Origin of the sequence: Kiloniella antarctica (assembly GCF_042682825.1) — a bacterium.
Classification (GTDB): domain Bacteria; phylum Pseudomonadota; class Alphaproteobacteria; order Kiloniellales; family Kiloniellaceae; genus Kiloniella; species Kiloniella antarctica.
Window position 1 is genome coordinate 236,516 of sequence record NZ_JBHUII010000001.1, and the last position, 12,575, is coordinate 249,090.

The window sequence follows — 12,575 nt, forward strand, 5'->3', positions numbered from 1 at the left end:
AATGTACCCGCTGACCGGGCTATCAAGAAGCCCGGACAATATGTAAGGGCCTCTTAGATGTCAACTGCCTAGTCAAACAGTGTGAAAACTGAGCGCTTCTATACGCACCTTTTTTCAGAATTAAAAGGGAAAAGAGTCTCTTTTCAGGTCTTTTTCGGATTCTTTTACCAATCAGACATCATCTGTGTCTGAGATTGTCTAATTGCAAGGAACCGGTATAGACGAACCGCCCCGGATTCCATAGCATGAGTTCGACGTGCCCAAAGCTCCAGCTCGGCAACAAGAACTTCTTCCATGTCCTTATCCGATCCCCTCTCCTTGATCGCACTGAGATAGTCAGACCACCCACTTTTAACCATCGCAAGATAACGATCGGTCATATCTTCAAAGATCCGGCTTTGGACATTGCCTGTCGTAAAGCCCTTTTCGTATTCGAGTTTACTCCAAATCTGTACTGGCCCGTCTTCACCTTCTTTAAACGCTGCTAAAACCTTTTCATCAGGGTCTTCAGCCGCAACAAAGTCCGTAAAAAGAAACTGCCCACCATCCTTCAAGGCACGACAGGTATCCTTAAAAAATTGCTCTTTATTGAGAATCGTATAAAGAGATTCCTTAGAAAAGATGCAATCGTATGATTTGGGTTTAAATTCGAATTTCTCGGGATCAAAGGTCAGTACTGGAGCTTTTTTGGCCATTCCTGCCATGGTCGAAATCTCCATGCCCGCTTCGACCATTCCATGTTCTCGTTCCATACAGGTAACCCAAACACCGAATTTTTCGGACATCGCTCGCCCGACCCCTCCCAATCCGGAACCAATATCCAGAACCGTTTTTGAAGGATCCAGCCCAAAAGGCTTGATAAGCTCTTCTATATATTCAGCGTCACCTGGTGTAGAGTTTCCTGCGCCCCAAACATCTTGTAACAACTGTATCCGAAGATCTTCCCATTTGTGAGTATCTGCCCTGACGTCATGCTCTTTTACAACGGGCATAGGAGGGGCTTTAGGAACGATCCGCAACTCGTATCCAAACCACCAAGCCTTTAGGCGATCCAATAATGAGATCTGCCTGTTCATAACTTGTGTACTGGCTGATTTCGCCATCTAAGCCTTATCCTCATGCCTAGGAGGCTAACGTATCGCATAAAAAACTACAAACGTTAACAGACACCCCATCAAAACAACTGTTGATAAAGTACCTGCCTCCCCCAACCTTAAACCTAACATACGCCTTCTATTTGGGCGTTAAAGTACATTTTCATCAATACAATCATTACATTAAAAATTTAGGGAATGATTAATAGCAAGGATTTTCAGCTATTAGCAACCGTCAGTTTGCCCCCCCTCACGCAGAATTGAAATCAATGATTTAATGCGAGGACTGTGGATCGCAACACGTGTTAATTGTTTATCACTAATAATATTGTCAAACATCAAAGGTTCATAATCGTAATAAACCTCTGCAATAATTATATTATCCAAAGGATTAACAACCAGACCATTCGGAATGTTTGCGTCAGCACCCTCTGCACCAACAACCCCCGCAACGACCAAATTCCCCCCGCCACATTGGCGCCAGTTAACTTGTGGAGGATCTTCTGCTGTACCACTCACAGAAGATATAATAATCACGCCATTGGTCTGAATATCAAAGGGCTCAATGATATAGTTAGCAGCTTCAAATAGAACATTAATTTCAGTTACAGACATGCTTGGTGATTGTGTAACTAAATCACTGATTTCTGAAGTTAAACGCAAAAGTTTATGATTAATCCAAACATAGCGCGTCATTTCGATCGCACCTGTTAGAAATATAATAAATATAGGTAGTGCCAAAGCAAGCTCAACTAATGCGACCCCACGATCGCATCGACATATTCTGTGCAGAACTCTCCTAAACCGCCCCATGTTTGAGGTCATTTCTTTGAGTTGATTAAAAGCACTAAACATCAACAAGAAGCTCCACCACCATAAGGTTCGTTTCTAACCGCCACGCTCGCTTTCAATGTATAAGTATCATCATTCCCAAAAATAGGTGCGAGAAATCCCGTGATGAGTTTTTTCTCGTGTTCAACAGTATATAAAACCACTTCAGATCCATTCCCAGCGCCGTCGAAACCAGCATCAGCGTCCCAATTCCCATTACAATTCAAATCTGTGAATGTTTCACCAACATCGTAAGCATTATTACCGTCAGCATCGACAAATGGTTCAGGATCGCCGATTGCATCAAAATCGCTATAAACAAGAGTCTTCAGTTCACTTTGCTGAACCCGAACATATCCTGCGCCATGATTATTAATCGTTTCAAGAATACGCTCTTCTTTTGATAACCCAGAAGAAAGATCGCCCGTAATACCGTAGCGTGCAGCCTCACGTAACCCTCCCTCAAGCAAGATGGTGCCGAAAAATATTCCGGCCAAATCAAAAGTTCCCAACAAAAGACTCAAAAAAACTGGCATTGCAAAGGCATACTCCACCGCGAAGGCACCGCGATCACAATCACGAAACTCTTTTCCAAATTTTCTATTATAGAGTCTAGACAGAGATATCATTTTGACACTCGCAACTCTGAAAGTTCTGTGCCGATCTTATCAAATGCAGCTTCTAAATCAGCCGCATTGTCAGCGTGGAAATAATAAGGAGCTGTCATTGCGCTCGCAACTGACTTCATAAGGTTAGTTTCGACGTGGTATTCCACGACATAGACATCAACACCAGTCGCTTTAACTTGCGCTGCAACAGCCTCGAGACGATCATCCATTTCGGATGTATTAAGATTTCCACGGTACGCGTCTCTATATGAACTTGTGTTCATACCATCTGTCATTATGACGATTGCCCGACGAAGATTACTCTTTGTACTCGCTTCATCAAAAGGATCTCCAGGCATAAGCGTCCGCCATGCCCACACCAAACCTTGAGCAATTGTTGTTGTTCCTTCAGGGTCATCCAACTCACCAATCGCCGCCGTCGTCGTTGCTTTTGTTCCTGTTAAAGGAGATATGCCCCAGTCAGGGCAACGAACTGTGTAAAGATTGCCGTTACCAGGGTTTACAACTCGTCTTGGCATGGGGTCCCAAGAATCCCAAGTTATACCACCGACATCCGCATCGTATAAAAGGTGATCAGCATCATCGTTATCCCCATTATCGGTATAACGAGCATAAGCACAGCCAAGCCAGTCATCATCAGGCTCAGTTCTAAACGGAACAGGCGAATTATTCGTATACCATAAGCCGCTGATTTCTTGATTTAAGTCAGAATCGTAATCCACACCGCGATAGGCAACATTTACAGCCGCAGACCAAGGAACGAGAGCAACTTGTAAATTCTCACTTTCAGTTTCTGCACCAAAAAGCTTGTCGACAAGGACATTAGCAGCCGCTTTGGCTGAAGTTAACCGGGAACCTGACCCATCAGAAGACCCCATTGAGCCCGTGGTATCAATTGAAATAACAACATCTAATGGCGTTATAAGTCTTGTAACCTCAGCAACAGCTGAGACAGACATTGTATCTTTACCTAAGACTTGCATCAAAGTCGTATCTACCGTCGCTGAAGCAGTAACGGTTACGATTGTACCGTTGTTCTCTATAACTGGTACCGCAAGAGTGATATCTGCCCCCATAAAGTCACTCGGAAAGTTGGCATCAAAATAGTTTCTAAATGTTGCTTGAAGTTTAACATTATCATCTGCATAGGGTGCTGCCGCGAGAGCAGCCGCATCAAGGGCTTGGCTTAAACGGGCTTTAACAATATACCCTCGGCCAGTATCCACACCCAGTCCAACCATTCCAACTAATGGAATTACAGCTAACCCAAAATTGACGAGTATTGCTCCCCGATCACAAAAACAAAGGCGACGCAGGTCTTTAATGACCTTCCGATTTGTCGATTTCATTTTTGTAACGATGCTCTTTATCGATCTCATTACAGACCCTTCTTTAAAACCCCCACAGCTTTCATTCATCAAAATTTATTTGATACAGGAGTGCCCCATAACAATATCGGATAAACAATTAAAAAAAAATTAAAGCTAAGCCATTAAAAAATATAATAAATTTAGATTCAATTTGATATAAAATACATGTTAAAAATGTCAAGAAATTCAAACCGCTATGGAAGCAGGCTTCACTCTAACTTTGAAATCAATTTGTTTTATTTACGTGTTTTGGGAAACAAATTAGCCGCTTCAGGGGTCACATTTGTCGTCATTGCCACTGCAGCATTCGGGTTATCCACACGAGATTGTCCGTTCCAAAGGCGAAAGAGCCCTGTGCTCACTGTAACTGCTGAGGTAATTGACAGAAGATAAAAAAGCCCTTCAGGCCCATAACAATCAACCGCGACGGAGCCAAGAACAGGACCAAATATCATCCCCATGGCAAAAATTAAAACCAGCGAGCCACTGGCGGCAACCATCTGTCCGGGCTTCAGGTAATCGTTCATATGCGCCATACAAATTGAGTAGAGCGGCAAAACCAGGGCCCCAACCACACTTACCGCCGCAAAAAGCAAAGCACGGCTATCCAACGGATTTTCCAAGGTGATAAGAAAATAACAAACCGGAAGGGTCAGGATCGGCGCACCGACAATGACAAAACGCCTATCCACCCGATCAGACAATTTCCCCATCGGAAATTGAGCAAGCATCCCCCCTAAAGTCATAAAACCAATCAAGGTTCCCACAGCGCCACTTGAAAAACCAATCGCACTTGCATAGAGAGCCAGCGCCACATAGAGCGCTCCTTGGGAAACACCATTTACAAAACTTCCCGTTAACCCCATGGGGGAAAGTCGGAATAGTTCTATAAAGGTAATTCTTTCTGGTAATTCATAGGAGGGGGTCGTGCTCCCCGATATCAACATCGGCACCAAGGACAACGAAATGAGGATAGAAACCAGAACAAAAAGGGAAATCCCCTCCGGGCTGGAGAGATTTAACAAAAGCTGCCCAATAGTCACCCCCCCGGTCTGAATAATGAAATAAATCGAAAGTAAACTCCCCCGGGTGTTATTGTCAGCGCGGCCATTGAGCCAACTTTCCGCAACAATATACAGACCTGAAAAACAAAACCCTGAAAGTAGACGCATCGCGCCCCAACTCCAAAGGTCGTATGTAATAAGATGAACCAGAGCAGCAACGCTCGCCACAGAAGCCAAGGCGGCAAAGGTCCGAATATGCCCCACCCCCATAATCAGGCGCGGCGCAATAAAGCAGCCCAGAAATGACCCGACTGGATAGGCTGATTGCATCAACCCAATACCCGACGCACTAAAGCCCAAATCATTGGCACGCAAAGTTAGCAAGGTGGCCAAAAGGCCGTTGCTGATCATCAGAAATACCATGCCGATAAACAGAACCCAAGATGACCGTATTGCTACCCACATAACTTCACTACCCCATTTTCACCATGTCTCCCCTACGTTCACACTCTCATTTTGAGCCGGGACTAATTCATGGATTTTCGTTTTATACCCGTTCCCCCCTTATCACAGCTTTTGAAAAAGACAGATAGAAAAGGGAGCGACGGATAAACTGCGTCGTTGAGGCCTCCTGAAAATAAGCGTATTGAAAGGGAACTAATATAGGAAGAGCACTTATATGGAACTTTTGGCCTTTCTCGCCGTCGCTTTTTGCGGATCACTTGTCTCCTCTGTTTTTGGTCTCGGGAGTGGTTTCATCGTCCTCTCTCTCGGATCTTTATTACTACCCTTAAAAGACTGCATAGCCCTCACAACCATTTTGTTCACAGCCTCAACCTTTACCAAGGCCTATATTTACCGACGGGACATCAACTGGCGACTATCTCGCATTATTGCTCTTGGCAGTATTCCCTTTGCCTGGCTTGGTGCCGAGACACTCGCCGTTATTGATCCGGCGCCGCTAAAGCCAATTCTTGCAGGCTTTATCATTGTCAGCGTCATCATTAATCAGCTCGGTTTGCGTCTGACACTGCCCCATACAACCACTGTTGCTATCTCCGTCTCAGCCGCATACGGGTTTCTTTCTGGCCTTTTAAGCAGTGGGAACCCGATAAAAGCGCTCGCTATGGAGCGTATGGGTTTTGAAAAACAGGCTTTCATCGGGGCCATGGCCGCAACGGCACTCGGCGTCAATATCACAAAGCTATTGAGCTATTCCGACAATCAAATTTTAAGACCAGAACACCTCCCCACTGGAATTGGCTTGGTTATTATTGCGATTTTTTCCGCGCTCTTTGGCAAAAGGCTTGTCACTCATATCCCTGAGGGAAGATATAAACAGGGGTTGTCTATCATTCTTATTCTTTCAGCTTCGGCGCTAATTCTGAAATAAAACAACCAAAAATCTATCGTTTCGCTTGAAATTGTCCCAAGGAACGCAGTAGGCTTTGAGTTCAAACCTCACTTCATCCACCCCATTCCAAATCTTCAAGACCTTCATTTGTGGCACCTAAACAGGCTCAAAATTCTGATTGCTGGCATTATAAGATAACCAGCCTTTCTACCTGGCATTCCATATATCGGAGAAAAATATGTCCCCGTTTACCTTCAATACTTCAGCCAGCATTCTGTTTGGTGCCGGACAGCTATCGAAACTCGGGGATATCATCAAAGACAGATTCAAGGGCCGTGTTTTAGTCGTAACCGATCCCGGAATGTTGGACACAGGCATTGTTGATCTCTGCCTTGAAGCGCTCAAAGCACGAGATGTTGAAGCCGTGCTTTACAGCAATGTCCGCGCGGATCCCCCTGAAGAAATTGTTCTGGAGGCTACAAACATTGCCATTGAATGTGGTGCCGAGGTTATTGTTGGTTTAGGAGGTGGCTCTTCTCTTGATGTCGCCAAGCTGGTGGCCCTACTTGCCCCTGGTACTGAAAAGCTGGAACAGGTTTACGGTGTTGGCAATGCCAAAGGCCCCCGCCTTCCTCTGATCCTTATTCCTACAACTGCAGGAACGGGGTCAGAAGTGACGCCAATTTCAATCGTCACAACGGGCACCAACGAAAAAATGGGTGTTGTTTCGCCCGTCATTCTACCCGATATCGCCCTTTTGGATCCTGAATTGACCCGAGATCTACCGGCACACATTACAGCCGCAACGGGGATTGATGCCATGGTTCATGCCATTGAGGCCTATACCTCTATCAACCCTAACAACAATCCAGTATCGAAAAACCTCGCCACCGAAGCTCTGAGCTTAATGGGGGCCTCCCTGGAGCAAGCTGTACACCATGGCAACGACATCAACGCACGATCACAAATGTTATTGGGATCTTTGCTCGCGGGGCAGGCTTTTGCCAATTCTCCCGTCGCCGCCGTACATGCCTTGGCCTACCCGCTCGGAGGTCACTTCCATATCCCGCACGGCCTTTCAAACGCGCTGGTTTTACCTCACGTATTGAAGTTCAACTCAAAAACGACACCTCAGCCCTACGCCGATATCGCGCCTTATGCTTTTCCTGAAATTGCAAAGTTAGAAGGGCCAGAACGGGCACAAGCCTTTTACGAGGCGATGGCCGCGTTATCCAAACGCTGCGGGCTGCAACAAACCCTGCGAGAAATGGATATTCCCCAAGACATCCTTCCCCAATTGGCCAAGGATGCCATGAATCAAACCCGACTTCTGATTAACAATCCAAGAGAACTCAGAGAAGAAGACGCTCTCTCAATTTACCAAGCCGCGTGGTAATTCACTTCAAATATCTTCTGGCATAAACTGAGCCTGGTTTTGGCGCGCCTGCGTCATGATCTTCTTTTCCAGTTTTCGGACACTCGCCAACCGCCGGAGTTCCAGGGGTGTTTGCATCCAGTACGAACGGGTAAAGCTATATTTATCCGTAAATACCGGGATCAAACGAGGATCTTTACAGGCCATATAATAAGCCAACACACCAAAGCCTCCTCCATTGGCAACAAACTGCTGCTGTGCATTAAAAGTTGAGCTTTGGAATTGATTATTCAAATTACTATTGATGTGCTTATTGAAACTCAAATGCTCTGTATAGAGAATATCATCCACATAGCTGGCAAAGGGTGCGCTGGTTATTTCGCCAGCATCCGTTAGGTCAATGTTATTGGCCTCAATAAATTTTTGGGATGTATAAAGATACAATTTATAATCCGTGATCTTGCGGCAGAAGATATTTTTATTCGTGGTTTCTTCAAAGGTAATATAAAGATCGACTTCTCTTTTCAGCAGGTTATGCGTCAGAGGAACGGGCAAGAGCTCAATCGTCAAACCTGAATTCTCAATCAGAAACTCTGTGATCTGCTCTGAAAGAAAAGAGTTCCCAAATCCATCTGGTGCTCCAATGCGAATATTTCCCGACAGTGACTGTCCAGAAAGTTGGGCACGTTCTTTTGCAAGCTCCGAGATATCTTCCATCTGTTGGGCTAAGGGCAAAAGATTCTCTCCGACATCAGTGAGGTGATACCCGCTCTCGTCTTGCTCAAACAGCTTTACTTCGAGCGCGTTTTCCAGTGCAGAGATCCGCCGTGCAACAGTTGTGTGGTTGACACCAAGCCGCTTAGCCGCCGTCAACAATCTTCCCCTATGGGCAACTTCCACAAAGTACCGAAGGTCGTTCCAATTAAGTTTATCTGCAATCATTTATGCAAAATAGCACAGACAAATACAAAATTGCACATTTTAATGATCATTAATAATCATCACTGTCGTGTAACAAAATGAAACGTGCACCTAATTGGCTTAAACAAACATCAATCATAAGCAGCCAATTTTTATCAAGCGCGACATAGCCAAAGATTCAAATCCTGTATTGCAGGACAAAAGATGAAGGCTGTTGATTTAAGTCTGGGGTTAAGTGTTGTTAAGGGCAAGTGAAAATCTATGAAGAATGAATCCCAGATAAAAGATCTTGGAACATTCGACTATGTTGTCATCGGTGCTGGCAGTGCCGGGTGCGTGCTCGCCAACCGATTGTCAGAAGATCCAAGCGTCAAAGTCGCCCTCCTCGAAGCAGGCGGCAAAGACAACTATATGTGGATACACATCCCCGTCGGCTATCTGCACTGCATGGGAAATCCACGTACGGATTGGGGCTTTAAAACCGAACCTGTTCCAGGTCTCGGCGGACGTATGCTGAACTATCCACGCGGGCGTGTTCTCGGCGGCTGTTCATCGATCAACGGCATGATTTATATGCGTGGCCAGGCTCAGGATTACGATCAATGGCGGCAACTCGGCAATCTTGGCTGGGGTTGGGACGATGTCCTGCCCTATTTCCTCAAATCAGAAGATCAGCAAGCAGTTCCAGCTGACGACTTCCATCGCCAAGGAGGTGAGTGGCGGGTTGAAAAGCAACGCTTGCAATGGGAAATTCTCGAAGTTTTTCGCGATGCCGCAGAAGAGGCAGGTATTCCCAAAACCGACGACTTTAACCGCGGAAATAATGAAGGCTGTGGTTATTTTCACGTCAACCAGCGCCGTGGATGGCGTTGGAACACATCCAAGGGTTTTCTGAGGCCAGTAAAAAACCGGGAAAATCTTGCTATTTTCACCCACGCTCAGGTTAAGAAACTAACCATCAAAGAAGGCCGTGTAACGGGTGCCGATATACGTTTGGGCGACCAGGATGCCCGCATCCAGAGCACAGGCGAAACCATCCTTTCCGCTGGGGCCATTGGATCTCCTCAGATCCTTCAACTTTCGGGGATCGGTGGGGATAAACGTCTTAAAGATAACGGGATCGATCCTGTTCATTCACTCAAAGGCGTCGGCGAAAACCTCCAGGACCACCTACAGCTAAGGTGCATCTATAAAGTTGAAGGCATTCCCACTCTTAACGAACGTGCCAACAGCCTGCTCGGACGTATCGGTATTGGCCTTGAGTACGCAATTTCACGCAGTGGCCCCATGTCCATGGCCCCCTCTCAACTCGGGGCCTTTGCAAAAACTAACGCCGCCTATGAAACGCCTAATGTTGAGTTCCATGTTCAACCTCTTTCTCTAGATAAATTTGGTGACCCTCTTCACGATTTCCCAGCCTTTACAGCAAGTATCTGTAATTTACGCCCAGAAAGTCGTGGCCATGTCAGTGTTAAAGGGCCAGATCCTTTTACCCACCCTGAAATTCAACCCAATTACCTTTCCACCCCAGGCGATCGTCAAGTCGCAGCTGATTCTATCCGCCTTGCCCGAAAAATAACTTCTCAACCCGCCTTTCAAAAATACAAGCCAGAAGAATATCTACCCGGATCAAGTATTGATAGCGATGATGATTTGGCCATCGCCGCCAGCAAGATAGGCACTACTATCTTCCATCCCGTAAGCACTTGTAAAATGGGAACAGACGACATGTCTGTTGTTGACGATCGTCTCCGTGTCCATGGTTTGCGTGGCCTGCGTATCGCTGACGCTTCGATTATGCCAACGATCATCAGTGGCAACACAAATTCCCCAACAATTATGATTGCAGAAAAAGCAGCCGACATGATCAAGGCTGATAGAAACGCTTAGTTCCAATTCGCTACAAATAACAAGAAGTCAAATATCAAAAAGGAGATGTTCAGTACCAACTTATCAAAATCAGTATAAAAAAATCACTTACACTCATTCATAATCGATTGAGTATCGTAAGAGGGTTGCTGAATGACGCAATGCTACAATAGAAAAAAGAGAATTACCCAGGTAAAATAAATCTGACCTTGGGGTAACCGACATTACGTCTTGTAGAAAATCAGCCACCTTCATCACAGAATACGTTAAGCATCTGTTTGTTTTGAAACATTTCAAAAGAAAAGAAGCATAATTTGTTTTTGAATCTCTAAGGGAGGCATTCAATGTCAAAAATTAAAAATCTATTTCTATCCGCAGCTGTTGTCACAGCAGGTTTATCCGCCTTCAGCGCAGCCCAAGCCGATGACTTACGCTGGAAAATGCCCGTAGCCTTTTCGACAAAACTCCCAGGGCTTGGCTCCCCTGCTGCATGGGTTGCAGACAAGATCACGACAGCAAGTGACGGTTCTCTGAAAATTAAAGTATATGAACCCAAAGAATTACTTCCGCCATTTGAAATTTTACAGGCGGTTTCCGACGGCAAAGTCAGTGCAGGTTATACCTGGATTGGATACGATCAAGGTAAAGTACCCGCTCTTCCTCTATTCGCAGCTGTACCTTTCGGTCTAAAGCCTCCCGCATTTGCAGGTTGGTATCTCTACGGCGGTGGCGAAGAAATGTTACAGGAAGTTTACGCTAATAAAGGCTTCAACGTACACGCACAACTATGCGGTATTATCGGCCCAGAAACAGCTGGTTGGTACAAAGAACCGATCACAAGTTTGGATGATTACAAGGGGATGAAAATTCGCTTTGCCGGGCTAGGAGGTAAAGTTATGGAGAAACTTGGTGCCTCTGTGACAATGTTACCGGGCGGAGAACTATTCCAGGCTCTGGAAAAGGGTACCATTGATGCGACAGAGTTTTCCATGCCTGCCATTGACCAAATCCTTGGATTTAATCAGATCGTGAAGAATAATCTGTTCCCAGGATGGCACCAACCGTTCACAGCGCAGTACATGCTAATCAACGGCGATGAATGGAAGAGTACAACTCCGGCACAAAAAGCCTTGATCGAAGCAACCTGTACAGCAGGTGTACTTCGTGGTCTAGCCGAAGGCGAATATAAAAATGGTGCTGTTTTGACTAAACTTGCGGCTGAAGGCATTAACATTGGCAAGATCCCAATGCCTATTTTGAAGCAATTAAAAGACATAACCAATGACGTTCTAGCGGAAGAAGCTGCAGGCGATGCTGATTTCAAACGCGCACTGGAATCACAACAAGCATTTCAAGCAGAATATGTGATTTGGGATGAACATGCCTACCTGCCAACTGAGCTACTCAAGTAGTACGTAAGCCAAAATCAAAATGATAAAGTATCGTGCGTAGACAGCGTATGTATGAGGAAGAATTGACATGGAAGACAAACTTCGGAAAACCGAGGGCCACCCTCACAGTTTAACCGATATTGAACATGAAATAATTCATCATACTGAGTTGCCGCGCACGATACTCTCAGATCAGCTTGATTCGTTCATTAACCGCATAGGGATTTTGTTTTCCTGGCTATGGGTCATAACCGTCGGGGTTATTTTATACTCCGTGATTTCGCGTTATGTATTTTCTCATGGATCAGTGATGTTGGAAGAAGTTCAATGGCATCTCGCGGGCGCAGCTTGGCTGGTCGGTCTTTCTTATACAGTCGTACACGACGACCATGTTCGGGTTGATGTCCTTCACGAGCGCTTTTCATTAAAAACTCAAGCTTGGTGCGAGTTTCTTGGTATCTTGCTCCTTTTAATGCCCTTTCTTATCATCGCATTGTGGGAAGTCATCCCCTATGCCCTGAGTTCTTTTGAACAAGGAGAACGCTCCCAAGCTCCGGGGGGCCTTCCTATGAGATGGGTTCTGAAATCCTTTCTTCCTCTGTCGGTTGGACTATTGATAGTGGCCACCACTTCCCGACTATTAAAGGTAACATCTCTTCTCTTCGGCTTTCCCCATGCTGTAAAGACAGATACCTCCACAAAACCAAATAACAGCACACTTGAAAGGGAGAAATGAT

General features: G+C 45.5%; 11 protein-coding genes. 5 read left to right on the plus strand and 6 right to left on the minus strand.

Going from position 1 to position 12,575, the window contains the following annotated elements:
• Window positions 1-164: 164 nt before the first annotated feature.
• The 5 genes from ACFSKO_RS01125 to ACFSKO_RS01145 all read right to left on the minus strand — a co-directional run bounded on the left by ACFSKO_RS01125 (window position 165) and on the right by ACFSKO_RS01145 (window position 5,393).
• Window positions 165-1,103 carry a class I SAM-dependent methyltransferase gene (locus tag ACFSKO_RS01125; RefSeq protein ID WP_380247510.1) on the minus strand — a complete coding sequence of 313 codons (939 nt, stop codon included), beginning with the start codon at window positions 1,101-1,103 and terminating at the stop codon, window positions 165-167.
• Window positions 1,104-1,319: 216 nt separating this feature from the next.
• Window positions 1,320-1,949 (minus strand): TadE/TadG family type IV pilus assembly protein, encoded by a 630-nt coding sequence (locus ACFSKO_RS01130; RefSeq protein ID WP_380247512.1) that lies wholly within the window; start codon window positions 1,947-1,949, stop codon window positions 1,320-1,322.
• Window positions 1,949-2,554, minus strand: a complete 606-nt coding sequence (locus ACFSKO_RS01135) for a TadE/TadG family type IV pilus assembly protein (RefSeq protein WP_380247514.1) — start codon at window positions 2,552-2,554, stop codon at window positions 1,949-1,951. Before ACFSKO_RS01135 ends, ACFSKO_RS01130 begins: the two co-directional genes overlap by 1 nt.
• Window positions 2,551-3,903 carry a pilus assembly protein TadG-related protein gene (locus ACFSKO_RS01140; protein ID WP_380247516.1) on the minus strand — a complete coding sequence of 451 codons (1,353 nt, stop codon included), beginning with the start codon at window positions 3,901-3,903 and terminating at the stop codon, window positions 2,551-2,553. The genes ACFSKO_RS01135 and ACFSKO_RS01140 overlap by 4 nt, the downstream gene beginning before the upstream one ends.
• Before the next feature lie 257 nt (window positions 3,904-4,160).
• A complete protein-coding gene (locus tag ACFSKO_RS01145; RefSeq protein WP_380247518.1) occupies window positions 4,161-5,393 on the minus strand; it encodes an MFS transporter in 1,233 nt (410 codons plus the stop codon).
• A 214-nt stretch (window positions 5,394-5,607) separates the two neighbouring features.
• Between ACFSKO_RS01145 and ACFSKO_RS01150 the strand changes: the two genes are divergently transcribed.
• Both ACFSKO_RS01150 and ACFSKO_RS01155 read left to right on the plus strand, forming a co-directional pair.
• The gene (locus tag ACFSKO_RS01150) at window positions 5,608-6,321 is read left to right on the plus strand and encodes a sulfite exporter TauE/SafE family protein (RefSeq protein WP_380247520.1); all 714 of its coding nucleotides are present in this window, start codon (window positions 5,608-5,610) and stop codon (window positions 6,319-6,321) included.
• Between the two features lie 199 nt (window positions 6,322-6,520).
• Window positions 6,521-7,678: an iron-containing alcohol dehydrogenase gene (locus ACFSKO_RS01155; RefSeq protein WP_380247522.1), complete on the plus strand. Its 1,158-nt coding sequence runs from the start codon at window positions 6,521-6,523 to the stop codon at window positions 7,676-7,678.
• 6 nt (window positions 7,679-7,684) lie between these two features.
• Here the strand turns inward: ACFSKO_RS01155 and ACFSKO_RS01160 are convergent, their stop codons facing one another.
• Window positions 7,685-8,599, minus strand: coding sequence for a LysR family transcriptional regulator (locus tag ACFSKO_RS01160; RefSeq protein WP_380247525.1), 915 nt, complete (start codon window positions 8,597-8,599; stop codon window positions 7,685-7,687).
• Between the two features lie 240 nt (window positions 8,600-8,839).
• Between ACFSKO_RS01160 and ACFSKO_RS01165 the strand changes: the two genes are divergently transcribed.
• The 3 genes from ACFSKO_RS01165 to ACFSKO_RS01175 all read left to right on the plus strand — a co-directional run bounded on the left by ACFSKO_RS01165 (window position 8,840) and on the right by ACFSKO_RS01175 (window position 12,574).
• The gene (locus ACFSKO_RS01165) at window positions 8,840-10,468 is read left to right on the plus strand and encodes a GMC family oxidoreductase (RefSeq protein ID WP_380247527.1); all 1,629 of its coding nucleotides are present in this window, start codon (window positions 8,840-8,842) and stop codon (window positions 10,466-10,468) included.
• 323 nt (window positions 10,469-10,791) lie between these two features.
• The gene (locus ACFSKO_RS01170) at window positions 10,792-11,859 is read left to right on the plus strand and encodes a TRAP transporter substrate-binding protein (protein ID WP_380247529.1); all 1,068 of its coding nucleotides are present in this window, start codon (window positions 10,792-10,794) and stop codon (window positions 11,857-11,859) included.
• 67 nt (window positions 11,860-11,926) lie between these two features.
• Complete coding sequence (locus ACFSKO_RS01175; protein ID WP_380247531.1) at window positions 11,927-12,574, plus strand: TRAP transporter small permease subunit; 648 nt, start codon at window positions 11,927-11,929, stop codon at window positions 12,572-12,574.
• The last annotated feature ends 1 nt before the right edge of the window (window position 12,575 follow it).

Excerpts from the sequence above, each read along its gene's own strand:
- ACFSKO_RS01125 (WP_380247510.1), bottom strand. The coding sequence starts at position 1,103 with ATGGCGAAATCAGCCAGTACACAAGTTATGAACAGGCAGATCTCATTA.
- ACFSKO_RS01130 (WP_380247512.1), bottom strand. The coding sequence starts at position 1,949 with ATGTTTAGTGCTTTTAATCAACTCAAAGAAATGACCTCAAACATGGGG.
- ACFSKO_RS01135 (WP_380247514.1), bottom strand. The coding sequence starts at position 2,554 with ATGATATCTCTGTCTAGACTCTATAATAGAAAATTTGGAAAAGAGTTT.
- ACFSKO_RS01140 (WP_380247516.1), bottom strand. The coding sequence starts at position 3,903 with ATGAAATCGACAAATCGGAAGGTCATTAAAGACCTGCGTCGCCTTTGT.
- ACFSKO_RS01145 (WP_380247518.1), bottom strand. The coding sequence starts at position 5,393 with ATGTGGGTAGCAATACGGTCATCTTGGGTTCTGTTTATCGGCATGGTA.
- ACFSKO_RS01150 (WP_380247520.1), top strand. The coding sequence starts at position 5,608 with ATGGAACTTTTGGCCTTTCTCGCCGTCGCTTTTTGCGGATCACTTGTC.
- ACFSKO_RS01155 (WP_380247522.1), top strand. The coding sequence starts at position 6,521 with ATGTCCCCGTTTACCTTCAATACTTCAGCCAGCATTCTGTTTGGTGCC.
- ACFSKO_RS01160 (WP_380247525.1), bottom strand. The coding sequence starts at position 8,599 with ATGATTGCAGATAAACTTAATTGGAACGACCTTCGGTACTTTGTGGAA.
- ACFSKO_RS01165 (WP_380247527.1), top strand. The coding sequence starts at position 8,840 with ATGAAGAATGAATCCCAGATAAAAGATCTTGGAACATTCGACTATGTT.
- ACFSKO_RS01170 (WP_380247529.1), top strand. The coding sequence starts at position 10,792 with ATGTCAAAAATTAAAAATCTATTTCTATCCGCAGCTGTTGTCACAGCA.
- ACFSKO_RS01175 (WP_380247531.1), top strand. The coding sequence starts at position 11,927 with ATGGAAGACAAACTTCGGAAAACCGAGGGCCACCCTCACAGTTTAACC.